This window comes from Salmonella sp. 5800 (genome assembly GCF_046558195.1).
GTDB lineage: Bacteria > Pseudomonadota > Gammaproteobacteria > Enterobacterales > Enterobacteriaceae > Salmonella > Salmonella enterica.
On the sequence record NZ_JBGDOX010000007.1, the window covers coordinates 117,826 to 141,634 of the forward strand.

The 23,809-nt window shown below is 51.6% G+C and carries 24 protein-coding genes; 15 read left to right on the top strand and 9 right to left on the bottom strand.

Translation table 11 applies throughout. From position 1 onward, the window contains the following. The first annotated feature begins 7 nt into the window (after window positions 1-7). From yjiA to ACLJZ5_RS14510, 4 genes are all read left to right on the top strand, one after another. Entirely contained in the window at window positions 8-964 is a 957-nt protein-coding gene (gene yjiA / locus ACLJZ5_RS14495; RefSeq protein ID WP_000187838.1) for a GTPase, read from the top strand. A gap of 36 nt (window positions 965-1,000) precedes the next feature. Then, window positions 1,001-1,816, top strand: a complete 816-nt coding sequence (locus tag ACLJZ5_RS14500) for an AraC family transcriptional regulator (RefSeq protein ID WP_001128427.1) — start codon at window positions 1,001-1,003, stop codon at window positions 1,814-1,816. Between the two features lie 47 nt (window positions 1,817-1,863). Beyond that, on the top strand, window positions 1,864-2,505 hold the full coding sequence (locus ACLJZ5_RS14505) for a LysE family translocator (protein ID WP_000438685.1): 642 nt from the start codon (window positions 1,864-1,866) through the stop codon (window positions 2,503-2,505). Between the two features lie 410 nt (window positions 2,506-2,915). Further along, window positions 2,916-3,836, top strand: coding sequence for a DUF5655 domain-containing protein (locus ACLJZ5_RS14510; RefSeq protein ID WP_024797793.1), 921 nt, complete (start codon window positions 2,916-2,918; stop codon window positions 3,834-3,836). Between the two features lie 76 nt (window positions 3,837-3,912). Here ACLJZ5_RS14510 and yjiS read toward each other — a convergent pair whose 3' ends face one another. After that, window positions 3,913-4,077, bottom strand: a complete 165-nt coding sequence (yjiS, locus tag ACLJZ5_RS14515; protein ID WP_000397917.1) for a DUF1127 domain-containing protein YjiS — start codon at window positions 4,075-4,077, stop codon at window positions 3,913-3,915. Here yjiS and ACLJZ5_RS14520 point away from each other — a divergent pair. Beyond that, window positions 4,044-4,187 carry a hypothetical protein gene (locus ACLJZ5_RS14520; RefSeq protein ID WP_001595639.1) on the top strand — a complete coding sequence of 48 codons (144 nt, stop codon included), beginning with the start codon at window positions 4,044-4,046 and terminating at the stop codon, window positions 4,185-4,187. The genes yjiS and ACLJZ5_RS14520 overlap by 34 nt on opposite strands. A 94-nt stretch (window positions 4,188-4,281) precedes the next feature. On the opposite strand, the gene ACLJZ5_RS14525 is transcribed toward ACLJZ5_RS14520, so the two are convergent. Both ACLJZ5_RS14525 and ACLJZ5_RS14530 read right to left on the bottom strand, forming a co-directional pair. Continuing rightward, entirely contained in the window at window positions 4,282-5,652 is a 1,371-nt protein-coding gene (locus ACLJZ5_RS14525) for an NAD-dependent succinate-semialdehyde dehydrogenase (protein ID WP_024797794.1), read from the bottom strand. Between the two features lie 180 nt (window positions 5,653-5,832). After that, entirely contained in the window at window positions 5,833-6,786 is a 954-nt protein-coding gene (locus tag ACLJZ5_RS14530) for an Rpn family recombination-promoting nuclease/putative transposase (RefSeq protein ID WP_024797795.1), read from the bottom strand. Window positions 6,787-7,264: 478 nt separating this feature from the next. On the opposite strand from ACLJZ5_RS14530, the gene mdtM reads away from it, so the two are divergent. The 7 genes from mdtM (at window position 7,265) to hypT (ending at window position 15,480) form a co-directional block, all read left to right on the top strand. After that, complete coding sequence (mdtM, locus tag ACLJZ5_RS14535; protein WP_024797796.1) at window positions 7,265-8,506, top strand: multidrug efflux MFS transporter MdtM; 1,242 nt, start codon at window positions 7,265-7,267, stop codon at window positions 8,504-8,506. Between the two features lie 86 nt (window positions 8,507-8,592). Beyond that, a complete protein-coding gene (locus ACLJZ5_RS14540) occupies window positions 8,593-9,864 on the top strand; it encodes a DUF445 domain-containing protein (RefSeq protein WP_001033037.1) in 1,272 nt (423 codons plus the stop codon). A 219-nt stretch (window positions 9,865-10,083) separates the two neighbouring features. Further along, window positions 10,084-11,268, top strand: a complete 1,185-nt coding sequence (locus ACLJZ5_RS14545; RefSeq protein ID WP_000233266.1) for an MFS transporter — start codon at window positions 10,084-10,086, stop codon at window positions 11,266-11,268. Window positions 11,269-12,138: 870 nt separating this feature from the next. Further along, complete coding sequence (locus tag ACLJZ5_RS14550) at window positions 12,139-12,810, top strand: nucleoside recognition domain-containing protein (RefSeq protein WP_000068752.1); 672 nt, start codon at window positions 12,139-12,141, stop codon at window positions 12,808-12,810. Beyond that, window positions 12,807-13,268: a YjiG family protein gene (locus ACLJZ5_RS14555; RefSeq protein WP_000211979.1), complete on the top strand. Its 462-nt coding sequence runs from the start codon at window positions 12,807-12,809 to the stop codon at window positions 13,266-13,268. The genes ACLJZ5_RS14550 and ACLJZ5_RS14555 overlap by 4 nt, the downstream gene beginning before the upstream one ends. A gap of 12 nt (window positions 13,269-13,280) precedes the next feature. Further along, a complete protein-coding gene (iadA, locus tag ACLJZ5_RS14560; protein ID WP_001113057.1) occupies window positions 13,281-14,453 on the top strand; it encodes a beta-aspartyl-peptidase in 1,173 nt (390 codons plus the stop codon). Between the two features lie 118 nt (window positions 14,454-14,571). Next, on the top strand, window positions 14,572-15,480 hold the full coding sequence (gene hypT / locus ACLJZ5_RS14565) for a hypochlorite stress DNA-binding transcriptional regulator HypT (RefSeq protein ID WP_000383513.1): 909 nt from the start codon (window positions 14,572-14,574) through the stop codon (window positions 15,478-15,480). A gap of 5 nt (window positions 15,481-15,485) precedes the next feature. On the opposite strand, the gene ACLJZ5_RS14570 is transcribed toward hypT, so the two are convergent. Both ACLJZ5_RS14570 and ACLJZ5_RS14575 read right to left on the bottom strand, forming a co-directional pair. Beyond that, entirely contained in the window at window positions 15,486-16,220 is a 735-nt protein-coding gene (locus ACLJZ5_RS14570; RefSeq protein ID WP_000683247.1) for an aspartate/glutamate racemase family protein, read from the bottom strand. Between the two features lie 238 nt (window positions 16,221-16,458). Continuing rightward, window positions 16,459-16,989, bottom strand: coding sequence for an Hcp family type VI secretion system effector (locus tag ACLJZ5_RS14575; protein ID WP_077914021.1), 531 nt, complete (start codon window positions 16,987-16,989; stop codon window positions 16,459-16,461). 716 nt (window positions 16,990-17,705) lie between these two features. Between ACLJZ5_RS14575 and trpS the strand changes: the two genes are divergently transcribed. Continuing rightward, window positions 17,706-18,719 (top strand): tryptophan--tRNA ligase, encoded by a 1,014-nt coding sequence (gene trpS, locus ACLJZ5_RS14580; protein ID WP_024797450.1) that lies wholly within the window; start codon window positions 17,706-17,708, stop codon window positions 18,717-18,719. On the opposite strand, the gene uxuR is transcribed toward trpS, so the two are convergent. Further along, window positions 18,720-19,493 (bottom strand): Uxu operon transcriptional regulator, encoded by a 774-nt coding sequence (gene uxuR, locus ACLJZ5_RS14585; RefSeq protein WP_000841654.1) that lies wholly within the window; start codon window positions 19,491-19,493, stop codon window positions 18,720-18,722. Between the two features lie 349 nt (window positions 19,494-19,842). Between uxuR and ACLJZ5_RS14590 the strand changes: the two genes are divergently transcribed. Then, the gene (locus tag ACLJZ5_RS14590; protein ID WP_023194438.1) at window positions 19,843-20,508 is read left to right on the top strand and encodes a dienelactone hydrolase family protein; all 666 of its coding nucleotides are present in this window, start codon (window positions 19,843-19,845) and stop codon (window positions 20,506-20,508) included. 16 nt (window positions 20,509-20,524) lie between these two features. Here the strand turns inward: ACLJZ5_RS14590 and ACLJZ5_RS14595 are convergent, their stop codons facing one another. The 3 genes from ACLJZ5_RS14595 to ACLJZ5_RS14605 form a co-directional block, all read right to left on the bottom strand. Further along, entirely contained in the window at window positions 20,525-20,986 is a 462-nt protein-coding gene (locus ACLJZ5_RS14595) for a DUF302 domain-containing protein (protein WP_023194437.1), read from the bottom strand. Between the two features lie 204 nt (window positions 20,987-21,190). Then, window positions 21,191-22,102, bottom strand: a complete 912-nt coding sequence (locus tag ACLJZ5_RS14600) for an STM4504/CBY_0614 family protein (protein ID WP_023203351.1) — start codon at window positions 22,100-22,102, stop codon at window positions 21,191-21,193. Between the two features lie 353 nt (window positions 22,103-22,455). After that, on the bottom strand, window positions 22,456-23,064 hold the full coding sequence (locus tag ACLJZ5_RS14605; RefSeq protein ID WP_000864866.1) for a DUF1062 domain-containing protein: 609 nt from the start codon (window positions 23,062-23,064) through the stop codon (window positions 22,456-22,458). Between the two features lie 487 nt (window positions 23,065-23,551). Here ACLJZ5_RS14605 and ACLJZ5_RS14610 point away from each other — a divergent pair, with 487 nt between their 5' ends. After that, window positions 23,552-23,809 carry a YjhX family toxin gene (locus ACLJZ5_RS14610; RefSeq protein ID WP_001054380.1) on the top strand — a complete coding sequence of 86 codons (258 nt, stop codon included), beginning with the start codon at window positions 23,552-23,554 and terminating at the stop codon, window positions 23,807-23,809.

Consider the following 23,809-nt stretch of genomic DNA (forward strand, 5'->3'; position numbering starts at 1 on the left):
AGAGACTATGACCCCGATTGCAGTTACCCTACTTACCGGTTTTCTTGGTGCCGGCAAAACCACCCTACTACGCCATATCCTCAACGAACAACATGGTTTTAAAATCGCCGTTATCGAAAACGAATTTGGCGAAGTCTCCGTTGACGATCAACTGATTGGCGATCGCGCCACACAGATCAAAACCCTGACTAACGGCTGCATCTGCTGTACCCGCTCCAACGAGCTGGAAGATGCGCTATTAGACCTGCTCGACAGCCGCGACCGCGGCGATATTGCTTTCGACCGCCTGGTAATTGAATGCACCGGCATGGCTGACCCCGGCCCGATTATTCAGACCTTTTTCTCCCATGACGTATTATGCGAACGCTACCTGTTAGACGGCGTGATTGCGCTGGTCGACGCGGTGCACGCTAACGAGCAGATGAACCAGTTCACCATCGCCCAGTCGCAGATAGGCTACGCCGACCGTATCCTGCTGACCAAAACCGACGTGGCAGGCGACAGCGAGAAACTGCGCGAGCGGCTGGCGCGTATCAACGCCCGCGCCCCGGTTTACACCGTGGTACATGGCGATATTGACCTGAGTCAGTTGTTTAATACCAGCGGCTTTATGCTGGAAGAGAACGTGCTGGCAAGCCAACCGCGTTTCCACTTTATTGCCGATAAACAGAACGATGTGTCGTCAATTGTAGTGGAACTGGATTACCCGGTGGATATCAGCGAGGTTTCGCGGGTGATGGAAAACCTGCTGCTGGAATCAGCGGATAAACTGCTGCGTTACAAAGGGATGCTGTGGATCGACGGCGAACCCAACCGCCTGCTGTTCCAGGGCGTGCAGCGTCTCTACAGCGCCGACTGGGACAGACCGTGGGGCGACGAAACGCCGCACAGCACGCTGGTATTTATCGGGATCCAGTTGCCGGAAGACGAGATCAGAGCGGCATTTGCGGGGTTAAGGAAGTAAACGGGCGCAGAAAAGCCGGGCCGCACAGGAGATTGTATGCCCCTTATCCGAGATATTCACCAACGCTTCTGGCGTCTGCCACAACTGCCGTGGCTGGAACTACGTACCACCAGTGAAAGCCGTCAGGCCTATAAGCGCCACAGCCACCCACAACTGTCGCTGGGCGCAATCATCGCAGGAGAAACCCGCTGCATCAGTAACGGGCAAGAGTATCTGTTACGCCCCGGCGAGCTGATCCTGATCCCCCCGCAATCTCCACACAGTTGTAACCCGCTCCACGAGCGACCACGCAGCTATCATATGCTGTATCTCGATGCGGACTGGTGCCTGACGCAGCTCCCCCATTTGCCGGCGAATAGCCGCCTGCATACCACGCAGCCACAGTTGCAGGACCCGCAGCTTTTCCAGCTTTATCAGCAAATTGTGACGTCTATTACTCAGCAACAAACCGCCGGACTTCCGGCGCTTATTATCCACCTGTTGCGCGCCCTGCCGCTACAAAGCGCCGACGCCGAACCGCCATGCGCCATCAGCCGCCAGTTGGTTGCCCGCTTAGTCAGCAACCTTCAGGAACCGCCGACGCTGGACACACTGGCGCAGGAGTTTGCGCTCCGTAAGGAGACTCTGATTCGCACTTTTAAGCAGGATACAGGCCTGACTCCTGTCAGCTTTACCAATATGGCCCGCATTGAATATGCCCGGCACCGATTGCGCGCCGGGGACGATATTGCCGATGTTGCCTATCAGACCGGTTTCGCCGATCAAAGTCATTTCCACAAAACCTTCGTCAGCTACACGGCGGCAACGCCGCGTCAGTACGCGCAGAACAGATCAATATCCGACAATAAATAGCGCATCCGCAGGTATAGGCTGACCTCAGTATCATCACTGAGGTTACTATGGAACAGGTTACAACGTTATTTCCTCCGGCGTTTCCCGCACTGGCGCTGGCGCATTTTATGGCGCTGCTCAGCCCGGGTCCGGACTTCTTTTTGCTGGTCGGTTACGCCGTACGCTATCGGCTGCGCGGTAGCGTCGGGCTGTGCCTCGGCATTGCGGCGGGAAATGGGCTCTATATTCTGCTGGTGGTGATTGGGTCAGGGCTACTACGTCAGACGCCGCTGCTCTTTACCATCATCGAACTATTAGGTGCCGCCTACCTGCTATGGGTGGGCCGTCAACTGTTGAAAAGCCGCGCCGGGCCGCTGGAGTGGCGGTACGCCGCATCGGCATGTCCGTCACTGGCAAAACAACTATTACTGGGGCTAGGTTCATCGCTGTTGAATCCGAAAAATGCTCTGTTTTATCTGGCGCTAATGACCGCCCTGCTGGGCCCAAACGTGACCGTTACACAGCAGGCCATATGTGGAATCTGGATGACCAGCGTAGTGTTACTCTGGGATCTGCTGCTGATAACGCTTATCGCCCTGCCGCAAATTCAAGGTCGTCTGGGTAATCTTGTCTGGAAAATTGAACGCGCCGCCGGCGGCATTCTGATCGCCTTTGGCTGCTGGATTGTGTGGCAGTTCATTACAAGTTAAATCAATGAGGGGCAGCTTTATACGGTGGTCAACGTTGCCCGGGCAGATGAATAGGGTCTGCATCATTCGAACCCTTTCCTTCTTATAATGCCGACGCCGCCATAAATTAACCTGCCCCCAGAAACCAATAAAGCGACTAAATAGCCGCTTTATTCTCATCACCAAATATAATATCACCTCTCATCCAGCGGCTTATTTTCATTGATTTTCAGCTGGACTTTCCTTCTGTAAGACGCGCAAATTGCTGTAACAGCGTCGGATGGCGCTAACGCTTATCCGACCTACGGCCCGCTGCCCGGTAACCACCTGCTGTCGGGCTTATAACATATCTCACCTCCAAAAGCCCGATTTCCGCTTTTATCTCTTTTCACATAACGTATGATAGTGCGCAGAAAATTCAGGAGGGATCCATGAGCGATATCCAGCTTTTCCGCCTCGGTGGCGGGAAAGTACAAGAACTGCCGGGCAAAGCCGCAGCCATTGAAAAAGATCTGCAAATGCTGATCGAATCCCATATGGAAACATTCCTTGGCGTCCGCTTTCTCGAGACCGAATACCACACGGGTAAAACCCATCGTGGGCGAATTGATTCCCTCGGCCTCGACGAAAATAACTGCCCGGTGATTATTGAATATAAGCGCCACAGCAATGAAAACGTCATTAACCAAGGGCTCTTTTATCTCGACTGGCTGCTCGATCATAAAGCGGAATTTCAGTTGCTGGTGATGGAGAAAATAAATAAAACCGCGGCCAAAGCCATTGACTGGTCCGGCACACGGTTAATCTGTATTGCCGCCGATTTTAATAAATACGACGAACATGCCGTTCAGCAAATCAACCGCAATATCAACCTGATTCGCTATAAGCTTTTTGCCGACGACCTGTTAATGCTGGAACTGGTTAACGCCGTGGTCGAAAATAGCCCTCAGTACATCATCGCGAACGGTTCCGTCAGCAGCGGTAAACGCCATACCCGCACGCAGCGCGAACAGCTCTCTTCGGCCTCTCCCGCGCTGCTTTCATTATATGAACAGCTAAAAAGCTATGTGCTCTCACTCAGTGATGAGGTTCAGTTTAAAGAGCTTAAGCTCTATGACGCCTTCCATCTCATTCGTAACTTTCTGTGCGTGGCTGTTTATCCCGTGACCGACCCACACCTACGCCTGTGGCTGAAAATTAATCCACAGCATATCCAGCTTGAAGAAGGATTTAGCCGGGACGTCACGCATATTGGCCACTGGGGAACCGGCGACGTCGAATTGATTGTGCGTAACGAACACGATCTGGATAAAGCCAAACTGCTGATCGAGAAAGCCTGGCAGGAAAATTAGCGTTCCAGGATATCCGCCTACTGGAGAGGTTAAGATAAGATTATCCAGCCTTTCCAGTTTTACTGACTCTTATCTGTTATTCCACATCCTTCCTTTCCAACCCAATATCCCTTAACTGCTCGTCACTCATTCGTCGCAGCGCCTGACAGGCCCGCTTACGCAGCCACCACCTTTTTAGCGCCCGTCTGAGCTGCACAAAGCCAATGAATGGTTGTCTGGGGCGGTTCTCGTAAAATTCCATACCGGCCTCCGCATAGAACAGAAAATGCGGGCATCATGAATGTCTGTACAAACAATACCGGGATAAAAAGCACGGTTAGTGCAACGTGGATAAATAAGGAGGGCAATTGAGGGGGTTTTGTTCGCTTATTTCGTTCTGATTTAAGATCCGCGTCCTTCGCTGCAAAAAGCCAGGCCCCTCCCGATTTCAGAGGGGCAACAGGGATTAGCGGCGCACCACTACCAGCTTCTGGTTCACAAACTCCTTAATCCCCAGATCCGATAGCTCGCGTCCGAAGCCCGAACGCTTAACGCCGCCGAACGGCAGCTCCGCTGCGGTGTCGGTCAGCCAGTTGATATAAACCATCCCGGTTTCAATCCGGGAGGCCATGCGTTTAGCGCGTTCGATATTCTGACTAAACACCGCGCCGCCCAGGCCGTAGTGGGAATCGTTGGCGAGTTTTACCGCCTCGTCATCGTCTTTCACCACATACATCTGCGCCACCGGGCCGAAGAACTCTTCAAAGTACGCCGGGTTGTCACGCGTAATGTGGGTCAGAATCGTCGGCTCAAAGAAGTTGCCTTTGCTTTCCAGCGGCTTGCCGCCAACGTGCAGCGTCGCGCCATTTTTCACCGCTTCCTCGACCTGTCTGGTCAGTGTATCCAGAGCATCTTTCGACGACAGCGGCCCCAGTTCGGTAGAAGCGTCCATCTGATCCCCCACCTTCACCTTCCTGAACGCCTCGGTGAACTGGCTGAGGAATTGATCGGCGATTTTCTCATGCAGGATAAAGCGCTTCGCCGCCGTACATACCTGCCCCGCATTAGTGAGCCGTGCCTGCACGCCAATTTTCACCGCTTTCTCAAGATCGGCATCGTCCAGCACGACGAACACATCGTTCCCGCCCAGTTCCAGCGTCGATTTTTTAATGTGCTTCGCCGCCTGTGCCGCCACGGCGCTCCCCGCTTTTTCAGATCCGGTCAGCGCCGCGCCCTGCACGCGCGGGTCGGCGATGATATTCGCCACCTGATCGGAGGAAATAAACAGGTTGGTCCATGCGCCTTCCGGCGCGCCGGCTTCACGCACCAGATGAGCAAACGTCTCGGCGCAGTGCGGTACGATGCTGGCATGTTTCGCCAGCACCGGGTTACCTGCGGCCAGGTTCGGCGCCAGCACACGCATCAACTGATAGTACGGGAAGTTCCACGGCTCAACAGCCATGATGACGCCAATCGGATGATGTTCTACCCACGCGTCGCCAAACTCGGTTTTATAAGGCACCGGGGCAAGAAACTGCTTCGCGTTATCCGCATAATAGCGAGCGATCTGCGCACACAGTTTGACTTCGCCACGGCTCTGCTCGATGAGCTTGCCCATCTCCTGGCTGGCGATTTTTGCCAGTTCTTCAACACGGCTGTCGATCAAATCAGCCAGCTTATGCAGTACCGGCAGACGTTGGTCAATCTCTCCCCTGGACCAGTCGGAGTGATAGAGCGCGTCAGCTTTTTGCAGCGCGGCTTCAATATCCGCGTCCGTGTGCGGGGGGTACTCTTTAATGAGCTGATTATTGGCAGGATTCACTGTCTGGTAAGCCATATCACATGTCTCCTTGTTATCGTCATTAAGGCAGCCGGAAATGCCGCTCAGAACAATAAGGGTAGTAGAGATGGCTGGCGCTATCGGTAAAGTTCGGTATATTCGTGCGGTTATCAGCGATAATTATAGAGAGCGTTGCCCGGTGGGCACCGGGCCTGCAACATTCAGACTGGAACCGCGTTAGTGGCTAACATCCTGAAGCTCTTCAGCCGTAAGGCCGGTGAACCGCTGGACAGTCTCGCGGTCAAGTCCGTCCACCAGCATCTGTCTGGCGATACGCAATGCGGCAACATGCTGACCTTTTTCCAGCCCTTTTTCTAATCCTTCCTCCAGACCGACCTGTCTTCCTTGCCGTTCCCCTTTTCTGCGATCCGCTGCGCGGATCCTCTCTATCAGCGTCATCAGTCTCTCCTTAGTGTGCGGGACATGCCCTACCACATCACGAATAAACGTGGTGAAACGAGGCGTATGTCCGTGCTGAATCATAAGATAATTAAACAGCGCTTTAAGCTGCCTGTCATTAGCGCAACCAGTAACTAACAGCGAAGCAATCCGTTCAACCAGTCCCAGCAGGTCGCGCTGGCGGATATGTTTTTGGATGAGCTCCAGCAGCGCAATGCGGCGGTGCTGCATAATGTCATCATCCGATACCACCGTAATGTCGACCAGCGGAAAGGCAGCGGCATAGAGTCTTCTTGCCACTTCCGGGTTCGCAAACTCATCCAGCCAGCACAGCGAAAAAGGATACGGGCTATCAACACCGTGATAAAACAGCATCGGCACCACCAGCGGAAGATGCTTATGCCCCGCATCCAGATGCTGTTGCATTGCCGCCATCGCATACCGCATCAGCCGAAACGCCATATGCGCATCCGGCGTGCTCTGATGTTCAATCACGACATAGATATAACCGTCGCCCTCGCGCGTTTTCAGCGACCAAAGCACATCGGAATAATAGGCTCGCAGATTTTTTTCAATAAAACTGCCGGGTTCCAGCTTTAGCGTCCGCAGGTCGCAAAGCTGGCGTAACGACACCGGCAGATGAATCTCCATAAAATCGCGGGCGGTTTCCGGGTGGCGCAAAAAGGTTTTAAACACCGCATCATGCGGTGTTGAGGTCGTCGATTTTTTCATGGCGCTCCGTCACCCCAAACCAGGATGCTGCGACTCTACCTCCTGAAAATTCCTTTCTCATCCGTACCTTTTCAGCATTGCGAGGCGCGACGAAAGATAAATCCTGTTATCTGTAATGCACATGCATTTTCGGAACTGAACACGCAAAATACCAGCCTGCGCGCCCTGCCTTTATCTTTATTAACCAGACAAACTCTTTTGATTAACATCAAAATTTAATTACACTTAATGTGTATATTTTCCGTGCAACGTAAATTTCCCGAGGTGTGATGTGCTGATTGTTATCTGTAATCGCCACACGTTCTGACGAGATTCAGAACGCGTCTCTTCCTGTCTGTGTTTTCACCGGCAGCGTTTTTGATTACATGAAATTCAGTACATCCGCAGCCGCTGTTTCCATCGCCTGCCTGACGTCACGACGACGGTATTGAGTTTCGCTATCCCATCATGGGGTTCTCCGACATGGAGCGCATTTTTTATGCAACGGATTATTCAGTTTTTCTCCCAACGCGCCACAACGTTATTTTTCCCGATGGCGCTGATTTTGTACGATTTTGCCGCCTATCTGACGACGGATCTGATTCAGCCTGGCATCATTAACGTCGTGCGCGATTTTAATGCTGACGTCAGTCTTGCGCCGGCCTCGGTCAGTCTCTATCTGGCGGGAGGAATGGCGTTGCAATGGTTTCTGGGGCCGCTATCCGACAGGATTGGCCGCCGGCCAGTGCTGATTGCAGGCGCATTAATTTTTACTCTCGCCTGCGCGGCAACGCTGTTGACGACCTCAATGACGCAGTTTCTGGCTGCCCGTTTTGTGCAGGGCACCAGCATTTGCTTTATCGCAACGGTCGGCTACGTCACGGTACAGGAGGCCTTCGGTCAAACCAAAGCCATTAAGCTGATGGCGATTATTACCTCCATTGTGCTGGTCGCTCCGGTTATCGGCCCGCTCTCCGGCGCCGCGCTGATGCACTTCGTTCACTGGAAGGTGCTGTTCGGTATTATTGCGGTGATGGGACTGTTGGCGTTGTGCGGCCTGCTGCTGGCGATGCCAGAAACGGTGCAACGCGGCGCGGTGCCGTTCAGCGCGGTGAGCGTACTGCGCGATTTTCGTAATGTGTTTCGCAACCCGATTTTTCTCACCGGGGCGGCGACGCTGTCGTTGAGCTACATCCCGATGATGAGCTGGGTGGCGGTGTCGCCGGTGATCCTGATCGATGCCGGCGGGATGAGTACTTCGCAATTCGCCTGGGCGCAGGTGCCCGTATTCGGCGCGGTGATCGTGGCCAATATGATCGTTGTGCGCCTGGTGAAAGATCCGACCCGACCGCGTTTTATCTGGCGCGCCGTACCAATCCAGTTAAGCGGGCTGGCGACATTGCTCCTCGGTAATCTTCTTCTGCCGCACGTCTGGCTTTGGTCTGTGCTGGGCACCAGCCTGTACGCGTTCGGCATTGGCATGATTTTCCCGACGCTGTTTCGCTTCACGCTTTTCTCCAACAACTTGCCAAAAGGGACGGTTTCGGCCTCGCTGAACATGGTGATTCTGACGGTGATGGCGGTGTCGGTCGAAGTTGGCCGCTGGCTGTGGTTTCACGGCGGGAGACTGCCGTTTCACCTGCTGGCAGCGGTAGCCGGGGTGATCGTGGTCTTCACCCTGGCGACATTATTACAGCGCGTGCGCCAGCATGAGGCAGCAGAACTGGCCGCTGAGAAGTAAACACTCTGCCGGATAGAGGCTTATCCGGCACAGGATAATCTGATGTTTTTTGCACGTTCCTGCCGTCTGGCTCTATCCTTAACCCTATGAATAAAATCGCCGAACTCAAACGCGCCAAACGCCTGGCGCTCTCACTGTTGCTGATAGCCGCCGCGACGTTTGTAACCACGCTTTTCCTGCCGCCCAGTTTTTGGGTGCTGGGCGTAAAAGCTATTGCCGAAGCGGCGATGGTTGGCGCGCTGGCGGACTGGTTTGCCGTGGTGGCGCTGTTTCGCCGCATTCCCATTCCGTTTATTTCACGACATACGGCGATTATTCCCCGTAACAAAGACCGAATCGGCGAAAACCTTGGGCAATTTGTGCAGGAGAAGTTCCTTGATACGCAGTCGCTGATCGCGCTAATCCGCCGCCATGAACCCGCGCTGCTTATCGGAAACTGGTTCAGCCAGCCGGACAACGCCAGCCGGGTCGGGCAGCATCTGCTGCAAATTATGAGCGGCTTTCTGGAACTAACCGATGACGCCCGTATTCAGCGGCTGCTCAAGCGAGCGGTACATAAGGCGATTGATAAAGTGGATCTTTCCGGCACCAGCGCCCTGATGCTGGAAAGCATGACCAAAAACGATCGTCACCAGGTGTTACTCGATACGCTGATCGCCCAGCTTATCGCCCTGTTACAGCGTGACAGCTCCCGAACATTTATCGCCAGACAGATCATACGCTGGCTGGAGACCGAACATCCGTTAAAAGCGAAGATTCTGCCGACCGAATGGCTGGGAGAACACAGCGCTGAACTGGTCTCCGACGCGGTAAATTCTCTGCTGGATGATATCAGTCACGACCGCGCGCATCAGATTCGTCATGCCTTCGATCGCGCGACGTATAGGCTGATCGATAAACTTAAACATGATCCGGAAATGGCTGCCCGGGCAGAAAACATTAAAAGTTACCTGAAGGAAGATGAGGCGTTTAACCGTTATCTCGGCGAGATCTGGGCGGATCTACGCCAGTGGTTAAAAACAGATATCAACGCCGAAGACTCGAAGGTAAAGCAGCGCATCGCTCATGCCGGACAATGGTTTGGCGAGACACTGATCGCCGACGACGCATTACGCGCCTCGCTTAACGGTCATCTGGAACAGGCCGCGCACCGCGTCGCGCCGGAGTTCGCCGCCTTCCTGACGCGCCACATCAGCGATACCGTAAAAGGCTGGGATGCGCGCGATATGTCGCAGCAGATTGAGCTTAATATCGGTAAAGATTTGCAGTTTATCCGCGTGAACGGCACGCTGGTCGGCGGCGCTATTGGTCTGGTGTTATATTTACTGTCGCAAATACCGGCACTGCTCAGTATCTAAGAAGGGGAAGGCGCAATTCTCGTTCAGATTAACTGCCAAACCCCGCACGTGGGAAGCATTAATTTAATGCCATTTCCCACCGATGCCCCTCTTCTCAATCCGTTATTCGCCTGCGCTTCACTTTCTTTTCTTGCAAATTTGAAACATTAATTTTACTTTTTATTATCATTTACAATAACAATCCGGCATTCCTGCCTTACTTTAGCAAAGAGAAAAACCATGGTTCATGCTCAGAGCGCTTCACCTCGCCATCCCATTTTTACGGCGCTTTTCGGTATGATGGTATTGACGCTGGGGATGGGAGTTGGCCGCTTTCTGTATACGCCCATGCTGCCGGTAATGCTGGCGGAAAAGCAGCTAACGTTTAATCAGCTCTCCTGGATTGCCAGCGCCAATTATGCAGGGTACCTGGCGGGAAGCTTACTGTTTTCCTTTGGCCTTTTTCATCTCCCCTCTCGTCTACGCCCCATGCTGCTGGCTTCGGCGGTCGCCACCGGTATTCTTATTCTGTCTATGGCGATATTTACTCAGCCCGCGGTCGTCATGTTGGTACGCTTCCTGGCAGGCGTCGCGAGCGCGGGAATGATGATTTTTGGATCAATGATTGTGTTGCATCATACCCGCCATCCGTTTGTTATCGCCGCGCTCTTTTCCGGCGTCGGGGCCGGGATTGCACTGGGCAACGAATATGTCATTGGCGGTTTACATTATGCGCTTTCGGCCCATTCGCTATGGCTGGGGGCCGGAGCGCTCGCCGGTATATTACTATTAATCGTGGCAATGTTGATTCCCCCCCGCGCTCATGCGCTGCCGCCTGCGCCCTTAGCAAGAATCGAAAATCAGCCTATGCCCTGGTGGCAACTGGCGCTGTTGTACGGTTTCGCCGGATTCGGCTACATCATTGTCGCTACCTATTTGCCGCTGATGGCGAAAAGCGCGGGCTCTCCACTACTCACGGCGCACCTTTGGTCGTTGGTCGGCCTGGCGATCATTCCCGGCTGCTTCGGCTGGCTGTGGGCGGCAAAACATTGGGGCGTCCTGCCATGTCTGACCGCGAATCTGTTGATCCAGAGCGCCTGCGTGCTACTGTCTCTCGCCAGCGACTCGTTGTTGCTGTTAATACTGAGCAGTATTGGTTTTGGCGCCACGTTTATGGGCACAACCTCGCTGGTGATGCCGCTTGCCCGACAACTCAGCGCGCCGGGCAATATTAATTTGTTAGGCCTGGTGACGCTAACGTATGGTATTGGGCAAATTCTCGGTCCGCTCGCCGCCAGTCTGTCAGGCAATGGCGCGTCGGCAATTATCAACGCCACGCTTTGCGGTGCCGCGGCGCTCTTTTTTGCCGCGCTGATCAGCGCCGCGCAGCAGATAAAACAAAAACGGTTTGTGATACGTGAATAAGCGGTAGAGTAAACCCGCGCTATCCGCACCGGGTTGTATCTTTAACGCTATTCGCGGCGCAATGCGGAGCTGTTTTTAATAGCACATCCTCAACACGTTATTTCAGGGTAAAGATGCCACTAAAAACTATACTTATTCTATGGTTTTTAGTGTTATCAAACTGCCTATTATATTATATACCCTTCATCTTCAAGTGGCTTATGTGTTGGCTACGGATTACTCGGCCCATCCATGGGCCTCGCCCTGACGGGCCGTTGCTCACCCCAGTCACATCGTTATCTATGCTCCTGGGGACTCACTCCCTTGCCGCCTTTAAGCAACTCGAATTATTTTGGCTATATATTCCATTATGATGATTATCGTTCCCTCTCAAATCATCACAATTATAAATAAATCACATTATGAAATTAATTCGATTATTCGTTTTTTATTACCTGCCCGCAGGATTCTTAGGGCGCAAGCTGACCCATCAGCGGCTACTGACCTGACCGTGACAATTCCTCTTAAGGCGTGAAAAATTACAGTAAAAAAGTAAAATTTAGGTTAAAAAATCCTATTTTTTAACAACGATAATTAAGTGGCGTGAAATTGACTAACGTCAAATTTATTTCCCCTTTTTCCTGCTCCCGGCTCTGGCCTGCGTCAACACCTGTTTCTTTGCTTTTTTACCGCGCGTTATACCGTCCACGGTTCCCCGCGCCTCCGGCAGTAGCGAGGATGGTGATTTTTCGCGCTGCTATGCAAGAAACGCATAGCACGATACATACTTGCATTTTGTCCTTACCCTTATGGCTGATAAGGTCTTTCTGTTTCGGGCTTTTTGGCCTGTGGCTACAACCAACACATCATCAAAAAAATTCGGGGATCGCTATGGCGCAACAAGTGGACGGGGCGGCCATGCCGCTTGATACAGAAAAGGTCGGGATAAAGGGATACCTGGCGTTTTTTCTCACCATTATTTTCTTTTCCGGCGTATTTTCCGGAAGCGAAGGCTGGTGGCGCGTTTTTGATTTTACCGTACTCAACGGGTCATTCGGACATGTGACCGGTACGCAGACCTTTCGCGGCGCGGGCGGAACGGGCGCGAAAGATGGCTTCCTTTTTGCGCTGGAGCTGGCACCGTCGGTTATCCTTTCTCTGGGTATCATCGCGATTACGGATGGACTGGGCGGTCTGCGGGCGGCACAGCAACTGATGACGCCCATCCTGAAACCGTTGCTTGGCATTCCCGGTATTTGCTCACTGGCGCTGATCGCCAACCTGCAAAATACCGACGCCGCGGCGGGTATGACCAAAGAACTGGCGCAGGAAGGCGAAATCACTGAACGCGATAAAGTGATTTTTGCCGCCTGGCAGACCAGCGGCAGCGCTATTATCACCAACTATTTCTCCTCCGGCGTTGCAGTATTCGCCTTTCTGGGAACGTCAGTCATCATTCCGCTGGTGGTCATTCTGCTATTCAAATTTATCGGCGCAAACCTTTTGCGCGTCTGGATTAACATCGAAGAACGCCGTCACCCTGCGCAAGGAGCCCAATCATGACGACTCAGGTACGTAAGAATGTCATGGATATGTTTATCGATGGCGCACGCCGCGGTTTTACCATCGCCACGACCAACCTGTTACCCAATGTGGTCATGGCATTTGTCATTATTCAGGCGCTGAAAATTACCGGTCTGCTCGACTGGGTAGGCCATATCTGCCAGCCCGTGATGGCGTTGTGGGGGCTTCCCGGCGAAGCGGCTACGGTGCTTCTGGCTTCGCTGATGAGTATGGGCGGCGCCGTTGGCGTGGCGGCCAGTCTGGCTACCGCCGGCGCGCTAAGCGGCCACGATGTTACCGTACTACTGCCAGCCATTTACCTGATGGGAAACCCGGTACAGAATGTCGGCCGCTGTCTCGGTACTGCCGAAGTCAACGCCAAATATTACCCGCATATTATCGCAGTCTGCGCCATCAATGCGCTGCTGTCGATCTGGGTCATGCAGCTTATTGTTTAATAAGGAGTTATCATGCCTGATTTATCCGCCGCGGAGTTTACCTTGTTACAGGGTGCGCACCTGTTTGCGCCAGAAGACCGGGGCATCTGCGATGTTCTGCTCGCGAATGGCAAAATTATTGCCGTCGGCGCTGACATCCCCGGCGATATCGTACCGGACTGTGCGGTGATTAATCTTAGCGGTCGTATGCTGTGCCCGGGCTTTATCGACCAACACGTTCATCTGATCGGCGGCGGCGGCGAAGCGGGGCCGACGACGCGGACGCCGGAAGTCTCTCTGAGCCGCCTGACGGAAGCCGGGATAACAACGGTCGTCGGCCTGCTTGGCACCGACTCCGTCAGCCGTCATCCCGCGTCGCTGTTAGCCAAAACGCGAGCGCTAAATGAGGAGGGGATCACCGCCTGGATGCTCACGGGCGCTTATCACGTTCCGTCGCCGACCATTACTGGCTCGGTAGAAAAAGACGTCGCGCTGATCGATCGCGTCATTGGCGTGAAATGCGCAGTCTCCGACCACCGTTCCGCCGCGCCCAGCGGGAATCAACTCGCCAGCATGGCCGCCGAATCACGCGTTGGCGGCCTGCTGGGCGGCAAACCCGGTGTCAGCGTTTTTCATATGGGCAGCAGCAAAAAAGGGTTACAGCCGCTGTATGACATCCTGGAAAACAGCGACGTGCCGATCGGTAAACTGCTGCCTACCCACGTCAACCGTAGCGAATCTCTTTTCGAGCAGGCGCTGGCGTTTGCGCTTAAAGGCGGCGTGATCGACATTACCACCAGTATCCCGGATCCCGTCGCGCCGGCGGAGGGCATTGCCAGAGCGGTAAAAGCCGGCGTCCCGCTTTCCCGGGTGACGCTCAGTTCAGACGGCAACGGCAGCCAGCCGCTATTTGACGCTGCCGGAAATCTGACGGGCATCGGCGTCGCGGGCTTCGAAAGTTTGCTGGAGACGTTGCAGACGCTGGTTAACCACTACGGATTCAGCCTGACCGATGCTCTGCGTCCGCTGACGACCAGCGTAGCCGCCTTCCTCAGTCTGGACGGCAAAGGCGAAATCCGTCCCGGTAACGATGCGGATCTGCTCGTCTTTAGCGCAGATTTACGCATTGAGCAGGTGTATGCGCGCGGCAAACGCATGGTCAATGAGGGGAAAGCCTGCGTAAAAGGTACCTTTGAACCGGCGTAATTCCCGCTAGTTTCAGGCTGCCCCATCACGGCATTCTGAAAGAGGACGGGATAAGCGGTTGTCAGCCGCCCGAATGGACGTAGAATGCCCCTTCGGGCGGCTGACAGGATAACGGTAAATGGATGTAACTGGAGCAGGTTTGCACAATATTGAGACAAAATGGCTATATGATTTTCTGACGCTGGAAAAGTGCCGCAATTTCTCTCAGGCCGCCATTATCCGCAACGTATCGCAACCCGCTTTTAGCCGGCGGATTCGCGCCCTGGAACATGCCGTGGGCGTTGAACTGTTTAACCGACAGGTCTCGCCGCTACAGCTTTCCGAACAGGGTAAAATCTTTCACTCCCAGGTTCGCCACCTGTTACAGCAACTGGAAAGTAATCTGACCGAACTGCGCGGCGGCAGCGATTATACGCTGCGTAAAATCAAGATTGCCGCCGCCCACTCGCTCTCCCTCGGCCTGTTACCGACCATCGTTAAGCAGATGCCGACGCAGTTTACCTACGCCGTTGAGGCGATAGATGTCGACCAGGCGGTGGATATGTTACGTGAGGGACAAAGCGATTTTATCTTTTCTTATCACGATGAAAACCTGCAACAAGCGCCGTTTGATAACATCCGCCTGTTTGAGTCGAGACTGTTTCCGGTTTGCGCCAGCAATGGCCGGGGCGAGCCGCGCTATACGCTTGAGCAGCCGCACTTTCCCCTGCTTAATTACAGTCAGAACTCCTATATGGGCCGGCTGATAAATCGAACCCTGACTCGCCATGCTGAACTGAGTTTCAGTACATTTTTCGTCTCTTCGATGAGTGAATTGTTAAAACAGGTTGCGATGGACGGCTGCGGAATCGCCTGGTTGCCCGAGTATGCTATCCGTCAGGAGATTACCGACGGACGCCTGATAGTGCTTGATGCCGACGAACTGGTTATTCCGATTCAGGCTTATGCTTATCGCATGAATACCCGCATGAGTCAGGTAGCCGAAACATTTTGGCGCGACCTGCGTGGGCTTCAGGCCGCGCTGTAAACACCTCAGGCGGTAAGGCGTTGTTCCCCGGTCAAAGAGGCGCGGGTGTCTGGCCAGGACTCATACCAACGAATCGCCGCGCGCACCAGCGACGCTGTGGAATCAATCATCGGGCACGCTATCGCGCGTTCATGTCCGGCCACAATAAGCGGAATTTCGGTACACCCCATAATAATTGCCTGAGCGCCACGGGCAATAAGGCTATCGATTTGCGGCAGCAGCAGCGCTTGCGCCGCAGTTTTATCGCCACGTTTAAGCGTATAAATAGCCTGCATTACCAACGCCTGCCCCGCGTCTTCTGGCTGAATTAACGTCAGCCCCCGCGCCAGCGCTTTCTTTTGATATAACCCGGTCGCCAGCGTCGCATTGGTCGCCAGCAGACCAACGTGCCGCGCCGATGGTGGAATATCCCCCAGGGTAGCGTCCAGGATGCTGATCATTCGCGCTTTCGCGACGTTCTGTAAATCATCAAACCAATAATGCGCAGTGTTGCATGGGATAACGATACACTCCGCCCCGGCGTCTTCCAGCATATGCAGATAACGCTCCAGATAACGGTATGGCGAAGGCCCGCCGGATAACAGACATGCTGTACGATCGGGAATATCAGGGATAGAGCTGACAATGAGCGGGATGTGTTGTTGATCACAACTGGCATGTCGCAATTCAACAAATTTTTCCAACATATCCGCCGTTGCCGCAGGTCCCATCCCCCCCAGTATCCCAATGGTGTGTTTCATCGCTTTTCCCGCTTATTTACGTCAAGGTCAGAAACACACTATCAACTTGATGTGTATATAAAAAATGCCATTTTATTAGCGGCTATGCGTAAAAATCATAACGGGTGTAAGGGCCATGCGTTATCGCCTTTTCAGGCAATCGATTGGTTACATGTACGCTCATCGACCTTCGCAAGCCGCTAAATGCCATTTCGCTATACAGCATCGCCCACTGCGAGTCCGCAAACTTGTTTTGTCCTCATCGCCACAGCGCCTGTCGGTGAAGGGGCCGCCGTGTTTTGCTTTTCGACGCTAATGCGGGAATATCCCAGCGAATATGGCTATAAACCAAATCCACGGTCTCCGTGGCGCTGCCTTCGGCGTCGCCATGATTGCTCATGCGTGAAATTCGCACATTGGTGAGCGTATAAATAATAAATGGCAGCATTGCGCCCTTATCACGACGGCATAATGTCAGCACGCCTTCTTTCACCGTTTTCCCGTTACAATAGTGCTCATAGAGGCTTGGTGTAGCAAGATCGACTGGCTTTGTCAGCGTCAACCCTCCAATATATGTCCCTCTCGCTTCGCCGGACTCCCGTTTCGTCGGGTTGTGGTTGTAAGCAATAAGTTTTATTTGGTTTTCAAAACCTTTGATCCGGCTTTCGCCTTCAATACCGTCCAGTTTTAAATAGATGGCGTCCATCCCCCCTCCGTGATTATCATGCGGCAAAGCAGGCTGACAAGGACGGAACGCCAACAATGAAAGAACGTTCCATTTTCCAGCCATTTCGTTGGTGTCTCTGTATACCAGATTAAATACCGACAATCTGCTATAACTGGATTCTTGCTAAATACCTTCTGCCATCAACAATCCATTTTACAATAGCGCTACTGACCTGAAATCTATTACGCCAGGCATTCAAGCATCGTTTCCTGAATAACCATAGCCGCTATAAGAACCATATCAAAAAAGAAATATCAATATCATTTCTTATTTTTATCCGAGAAATTACTTAATTACACCGAATCGGAATATAGACAATTCTTATTCCTTTTCACATCAATGGGTTTTTAGACTTTTGTCATATCGAAAACAACCATTCCAATAGAACATATTTACTATGTGAATATATTTAATGTTTTTATCGCGCACAGTGTTATCACAGTAATAAATGATTTGCATCAAAAATGCGCCTTTCAGCGCCACGTATTTTTGGGCAGCAAATTATAAAATCGCTTTTCAAAGTCAGTAACATGTTCTTTGTTCAGGCGATATGACTTTATGCCCGGACGACACGCCAGCCGCTTTACCCTTACGTTTAGTCGTGATACGTTAGATCACATGAACACGAAACGATCCAACGCTACGCAACGTCATCTCCGCTGGTGGCTGCCTTCCTGAAGGCGGCACGGATCACTATCCCTCTTTAAGTAGCCGCCGAAAGGCGGCTACTGTGTTTCGGGACGTCTTTCGGCTTTACAGTAAGCATAAAGGAGTCCTTAATGAACACCCTTCCCATCATTCTGACTGGCGATCGCCCCACCGGCTCGCTGCACCTCGGCCATTATGTCGGTTCACTACGCCAGCGCGTCGCGCTACAGCAGGATCACCAACAGTATGTCCTGATTGCCGACCTGCAGGGACTCACCGATAACGGCAGTAATCCGCAAAAAATCCGCGATAATATTCCGCAAGTGTTAGCTGACTATCTGGCCGTCGGCATCGATCCCACGCTGACGACGATCTGCCTGCAATCCGCGTTACCCGCCCTCGCCGAATTAACGGTGCTGTATATGAATATTGTTACCGTCGCCCGAGTGGAGCGTAATCCTACGGTAAAAAATGAGATTGCCCAAAAAGGCTTTACCCGTTCCCTGCCGGTCGGGTTCATGGCGTATCCCATTAGCCAGGCGGCAGATATCACCGCCTTTAAGGCCGAAATGGTACCGGTTGGCGACGACCAATTGCCCATGATTGAGCAAACGAATGAGATCGTTCATAAGATGAATAGTCTTTTCTCCTCGCCGGTATTGCGACCCTGTCAGGCGCTCCTGAGCGATACGGGCCGTCTGCCAGGCATTGACGGCAGCGCCAAGATGTCGAAATCGCTCGGCAATACCCTGCTTCTTTCCGCCAGCGAAGAGACCATCCACCGTGCGGTCAGCGCGATGTACACCGATCCCAACCATTTAAAAATTAGCGATCCGGGAAAAATAGAAGGTAACGTCGTCTTTACGTGGCTGGATGCGTTCCATCCGGATAAAGACAAAGTCGCGGCGATGAAAGTACATTATCAACAAGGCGGATTAGGCGATCGTATCTGTAAAAATGAGCTGGAGACCTGCCTGCAAGAACTGATCGCACCAATACGCGAACGACGGGCAACCTTTATTGCAGATAAGGGAATGCTAATGGAATTGCTGAAAAAAGGTAGCGAGCGGGCGCATGAGGTCACTCAAAAGACGCTACAGGAAGTAAAACGTGGACTGGGTCTGCCCACGCTATTCCAGGTATAATCAGGCATCAACGTTGTCCAGCGGCCATGACTCAAACAGATAGCCATCAAAGTAGATGTCATCAACATTGGAAAACTCCAGCAGACGCTGCTTCACGTTTTCCAGGTGCTGCCACATCGCCAGCTTCGCTGCGCGGGCGTCTTTCTTAATTAACGCCGCGAGGATCTGCTTATGATCGACCAGCCACTCCTTACGGTAAAGCGTATCGCCCAGATGGCTATGAAGCTGGAGCCACATCGGATTATTTTCACGCCATTGCCAGGACTGACGGAAGAGCTCTACCAACATACTGTTATGGGTCGCTTCGGCAATGGCCAGATGAAACTGCATATCGCCGCTTTCTGAGCCGCCCGGCGCGCTGGAGGCGAGCTCTCGCTCTTCCAGTTGTAACGCCTGGCGCATTTTAATGATGTCTTCGCGGGTGGCCTGCAGAGCGGCAAATTCAGCGATATTGCTTTCCAGCAACTGACGCGCCTGCAACAGTTCAAAAGGCCCGGCGTCATTACAGTGATTGACGTCAGCGCCTTCCATCTCGTTATTATCCGCGCTGTCGAGCACGTAGATCCCGGCGCCGCGGCGGACTTCAACCAGACCTTTAATTTCCAGCATGATCAGCGCTTCACGCACGACGGTACGCGTCACATTGAGCCTCTCAGCGATCTCTCTTTCCGGCGGCAAGCGCTCCCCGGGGCGGTACGGCGTCTGAACAATCAGATCCCGTATCATTGCGCCCACTTCCTGGTAAGGTCTTTGCTGAGAAGTGTTTGATTTCATATTGGTCGTGCCCGTCCGATGCGATTTCCCGGTATCAGACTATAGCATTTGTAAAGAGGGATAGCACGCGTAGCACACCAAAAACGCGAAACTGGTCAACCAACAAAATAATAATGCGCCCCGTTTCGCTAGTGAGGCCAGATGAAAGGAAAGGCAGTAGACAATACACGACTGATGTTCCACCTTTAGCCCTGATGCCTGAATATGAACAGCACATTGGTTTACCAATATAAAATTTATCAACCAAAAATCAGGCCATAAAATGTGTCTGTACATTGACAGGAACAATGTCTCTGACATAGCGTGATCGGCGAAAATCCAGCCGCTCTCTTTGTATCAAGAACGCGTTATGATAAAAGACACCGTGTTTTTCGCCCCAGGCGTATCCGGGGGAAGCAACGCCTCCAGTTTGTCGAGCCGCCATCGCCGGGCAGCGATTATTCTGCATGAAATTTATGGTATTAACGCTCATATCCAACGCGCAGGCCATGAATGGATGACGCGCGGATTCGACATCTATATTCCCGCGCTGTTTCCTCACCATACCCCCTTTCGCTATGAACAGCAGGAGGAGGCTTACCGTCACTTTTCAGCAAATGTCGGCTTTGATCCCGCCGTCGTTACCACATTACTCCACGAGCTCAGAACGCAGTACGAGACGTTAATCGTCGTAGGATATAGCGTCGGCGCAACGCTCGCATGGCTAAGTGCAGCCAGTGGGTTATGCGATGGCGTCATTTGCTATTACGGTTCCCGTATACGCCAGTACCTTCATCTTGCGCCTCTCTGTCCGGCACTGGTTATTATCGCGCGTTATGAGCCGGCGTTTGATCCCCTCGCCATGCGACAGACGCTGGAAAAGCGCCCCCGGGTGCAGTGTAAAATGTACGATGCGCGGCACGGGTTCTGTGATGCTGATAGCGCCACGTTCGAGGCCGCCTTATCGCATCAGGTAATGGACGATGTGACCGCATTTATTCGCGACATCACTTGTGCAAACACATCGCCCGATTGAAGCCAGATTTTCCGCTTCAGTGGAGACTTTTTTCAACGACCTGTTCCAGTTTTTTCAAAGTCTGTATGGCTGCGGCATCAAGACCATAACGTTGCAGCGTTTCGGCGGGATGATAACTGACCAACGTTCGCCCATCGGCTTGCTGGCTAATGAGCACCCGAAACGGTAAATCCAGCGCCAGTTCGGGATGCGCCAGCATGAGAGGCGTTCCGCCTTTAGGATTGCCAAAGACCAGAACCGTTGTCGGCGGCATTTTCAGGTTAACATTCTGTGCCGCTCTGGCATGATCAAATTCCCCAAATAACACCAGACCGTGATCGGCGACAGCGTGCATCAACCGCGCTCGGGTCTGCAAATAGTCATAAGCGCTGTAGGTTTTAACCATGGTTATCGCTCCATCCTCTGTTGCAAAGCCAGGCCTTATTAAGATTAACATCAGGGTTACCGCCAATAAAAAAGGCTTTAAAATAGTACTCATTCTTCTCTCTCCCTGACCCAATACCCATGAGTAAATGCGACACAGATGATATTCAGTTTAAAAATCAGTCATCGTACTGTACCCCTTATTATTGCACTGAACAGCTCATCACTAAAAAAACAGACGGCAGAACAAAAAATTCCGACGTCTGAACAAATTTAAATAACGATGATCCAGTCTGACTGAGCGACAGCGCGATCATTATTATGGCGCGACACTGTCTTCTTCAGCCCGCTGGGTAAGAAAAAATATACTCCGCTCAGTAAGATAATAGATACTACAGGCCAACTCTTCAGAGATACGGAGCATCATTGCGTAGTGATGATGCGATTTTTCTGGCGCCATCGGCAGAAATATTTCTGACTCCAGCACGTCACTTAAAAAATGAAATTTATGTACATATTCAGCAGATATAACGCCTCTCGCCATCAGATTAGCCATTAGTGTATTTAAACTATCTTGTTCATGATATACGATACCTTTTCTCTCATGAATTCTGAGAATAACGCTTCTGAAGGCTGCATGACATTCCCTTACGACACAGGCAAAATCATTAAGTATCAGGCGATTATACGCTTCCATAAGATCATATTCGACAAAGCCATACTCTCCAGGGGAGTACAAATAATAACATATGTTTTTAAGCCGTTTTATTCTGCGCAACCTTACAATTCTACCATTTTCATAGCGATATTTTAAACTATGCTCATGAAATATATTATTTAATTCACTAATCGCCTTATCCGGTTCTAACCCAAGCGTAACTTCATAGGTTCGAAGGTAGGTATCTATATAGTTAAAAGCAAGCTCAATGGTATCAATATGCTTTCTTTTATCATCTGTTTTTAATAACAGATTACTCATTTCATCCAGATATGACGTTGAATGCGCATATAAGGTGAATAAGCCATACTCTTTGCGCAACGTTTTACATATTCTTCGATAAACTTCGTCAGAATGACTATTATGATAGCAGTATAATGTCATATCATAAAAAGAGGAGCAATTCCCTAACGTATTAATAATCAATAAGATTATTTGCTCGCGTATTTCTAACGGAATATCTTCATATAACAGATCGCTATGCCTTAGTGAGTATGGTCTAAAGGTGTGCATTCCTCCCCCTGTAACCGCAACAGAAAAAATTACGCTATGAATAGCGCCACATTACTCTAATTAAGTGGTTCAGGTATTAATATCAGCTCAACAGTGAGCCATTTTTTCTTATTTTTTAATGGTGTTGCGTGAATATTTATTTACTCTACAGATAATTGTATCCCATCGCCCTTTGTCATTCTGCTGATCATCACTGGTGCGAAAACGTCTGGATTATCCATGGCATTCAGTCTTCACTGAATGCCACAGACAAGGGTTATTCAACTAAAGCTCACCTGTCCCTTAGTCCTTCTTTCATTCCGTTGCGTCGTTGCCATACCAGCACACTTAAACGTAAGGTGAGCTTATTGTTTTTATCGACGGGTCAGAACAATCCTTCGCCGGTCATACAGTGTTTCAACTGAGAGCTGCAAATCATATTTCGCATTCTTCAGTTTTCGCGATTTAAGCATTTTCACCGTGACGCCACTTATTTGCCCTGTTTCAATCCGTCTCTTGATTTCGGCTGCGCTTAACAGGAGTTGCTTCTTCAAAATCGACAGCAGGCTGACCTGAAAAGAACGGGAAATCCTGACGCTAACACTGACCTGCTTGTGGGAGGCGATACTGACCAGCCACCGTTCCTGAATGTGAAAATCAGGCTGCCCCGATAATTCAGCATTGTTTCGCTTCAGGATCGCGTTGTCATAAGCAAAATATTGCACCGTGGCAGCATCATTCGCCATCAGTCGGCCATAAAGATCGCGGTTAATTTTGCTGACTGGCAGACGCGAGAACAGGGAGATATTCCAGGTGTAATCGCAGTGTGTGCATTTATAGATACTCCAGACATCGAGTACCTTCTTTTGCGAATTAACCCGAAATGCCCCAGAAGGCGTGAAGTCCCGTTTTACGCTGCATGAAGGGCAACGTTTCGCTATGCGCTGATACCCCACAGGAGTGACAGTCCATATGACTTTCATAACGTACCTTTTTTAACCCATACAAAACCGGATCCGAACTCAGCGGACCATAAATGTTTGTGTATGAAAAATATTTAAGTCATATTTTTCAGCGGGTTAAAAAAAGATTTCCAACGCTACAACCCTGTCAATGGCCAAAAGATACGTCGAGACTATCAAAGCGGTCATTATCGGGTATATGAGTTTAATCAATATTCATTATGGTAATTGCGGGAGCTATTCATCTGATACGCTAAACGTCATGAGCCTCCCTTTGAGATCACACTTTTCACTCCCGGTTATTCACTTACAGAAATCAGGTGTTATCATTCACGACGTAAATACCTTTCAACTCAACCCGAGGCTTTGATGCTGGAGAATGTCATCATCTGATAATCAGTTCCCCGACCTTTTCAGGCCGGACTGATTATCAATGCGCCGAAATCGAATGCGGACACCGCAGTGTGTTTGCACGTTTTGCCTATGATGATTAAACAGGTTCTTCAGTATGAATTTATCCCGTCAGGAACAACGTACCTTACACGTTCTCGCCAAAGGCGGACGCATTACGCACATCCGCGATGCGTCAGGCCGCGTCACCGCCGTTGAGTGCTATAGCCGCGAAGGGCTGTTGCTCGCCGATTGCACGCTCGCTGTATTCAAAAAACTCAAAACCAAAAAGCTGATCAAATCCGTTAACGGTCAGCCCTACCGCATTAATACAACCGGGCTGAACAACGTTCGCGCCCAGCCTGACAATCGCTAA

What these genes read in the sequence shown, in the direction of transcription:
- ACLJZ5_RS14605 (WP_000864866.1), bottom strand. Translation starts at nt 23,064, where the DNA reads ATGAAAGTCATATGGACTGTCACTCCTGTGGGGTATCAGCGCATAGCG.
- ACLJZ5_RS14600 (WP_023203351.1), bottom strand. Translation starts at nt 22,102, where the DNA reads ATGCACACCTTTAGACCATACTCACTAAGGCATAGCGATCTGTTATAT.
- ACLJZ5_RS14570 (WP_000683247.1), bottom strand. Translation starts at nt 16,220, where the DNA reads ATGAAACACACCATTGGGATACTGGGGGGGATGGGACCTGCGGCAACG.
- ACLJZ5_RS14540 (WP_001033037.1), top strand. Translation starts at nt 8,593, where the DNA reads ATGAATAAAATCGCCGAACTCAAACGCGCCAAACGCCTGGCGCTCTCA.
- ACLJZ5_RS14525 (WP_024797794.1), bottom strand. Translation starts at nt 5,652, where the DNA reads ATGGCTTACCAGACAGTGAATCCTGCCAATAATCAGCTCATTAAAGAG.
- ACLJZ5_RS14555 (WP_000211979.1), top strand. Translation starts at nt 12,807, where the DNA reads ATGACGACTCAGGTACGTAAGAATGTCATGGATATGTTTATCGATGGC.
- uxuR (WP_000841654.1), bottom strand. Translation starts at nt 19,493, where the DNA reads ATGAAATCAAACACTTCTCAGCAAAGACCTTACCAGGAAGTGGGCGCA.
- ACLJZ5_RS14575 (WP_077914021.1), bottom strand. Translation starts at nt 16,989, where the DNA reads ATGGCTGGAAAATGGAACGTTCTTTCATTGTTGGCGTTCCGTCCTTGT.
- ACLJZ5_RS14510 (WP_024797793.1), top strand. Translation starts at nt 2,916, where the DNA reads ATGAGCGATATCCAGCTTTTCCGCCTCGGTGGCGGGAAAGTACAAGAA.
- iadA (WP_001113057.1), top strand. Translation starts at nt 13,281, where the DNA reads ATGCCTGATTTATCCGCCGCGGAGTTTACCTTGTTACAGGGTGCGCAC.
- ACLJZ5_RS14530 (WP_024797795.1), bottom strand. Translation starts at nt 6,786, where the DNA reads ATGAAAAAATCGACGACCTCAACACCGCATGATGCGGTGTTTAAAACC.
- ACLJZ5_RS14595 (WP_023194437.1), bottom strand. Translation starts at nt 20,986, where the DNA reads ATGAGTACTATTTTAAAGCCTTTTTTATTGGCGGTAACCCTGATGTTA.
- ACLJZ5_RS14550 (WP_000068752.1), top strand. Translation starts at nt 12,139, where the DNA reads ATGGCGCAACAAGTGGACGGGGCGGCCATGCCGCTTGATACAGAAAAG.
- mdtM (WP_024797796.1), top strand. Translation starts at nt 7,265, where the DNA reads ATGCAACGGATTATTCAGTTTTTCTCCCAACGCGCCACAACGTTATTT.
- ACLJZ5_RS14610 (WP_001054380.1), top strand. Translation starts at nt 23,552, where the DNA reads ATGAATTTATCCCGTCAGGAACAACGTACCTTACACGTTCTCGCCAAA.
- ACLJZ5_RS14520 (WP_001595639.1), top strand. Translation starts at nt 4,044, where the DNA reads ATGGTTGTCTGGGGCGGTTCTCGTAAAATTCCATACCGGCCTCCGCAT.
- ACLJZ5_RS14505 (WP_000438685.1), top strand. Translation starts at nt 1,864, where the DNA reads ATGGAACAGGTTACAACGTTATTTCCTCCGGCGTTTCCCGCACTGGCG.
- trpS (WP_024797450.1), top strand. Translation starts at nt 17,706, where the DNA reads ATGAACACCCTTCCCATCATTCTGACTGGCGATCGCCCCACCGGCTCG.
- hypT (WP_000383513.1), top strand. Translation starts at nt 14,572, where the DNA reads ATGGATGTAACTGGAGCAGGTTTGCACAATATTGAGACAAAATGGCTA.
- ACLJZ5_RS14500 (WP_001128427.1), top strand. Translation starts at nt 1,001, where the DNA reads ATGCCCCTTATCCGAGATATTCACCAACGCTTCTGGCGTCTGCCACAA.
- yjiS (WP_000397917.1), bottom strand. Translation starts at nt 4,077, where the DNA reads ATGGAATTTTACGAGAACCGCCCCAGACAACCATTCATTGGCTTTGTG.
- ACLJZ5_RS14545 (WP_000233266.1), top strand. Translation starts at nt 10,084, where the DNA reads ATGGTTCATGCTCAGAGCGCTTCACCTCGCCATCCCATTTTTACGGCG.
- yjiA (WP_000187838.1), top strand. Translation starts at nt 8, where the DNA reads ATGACCCCGATTGCAGTTACCCTACTTACCGGTTTTCTTGGTGCCGGC.
- ACLJZ5_RS14590 (WP_023194438.1), top strand. Translation starts at nt 19,843, where the DNA reads ATGATAAAAGACACCGTGTTTTTCGCCCCAGGCGTATCCGGGGGAAGC.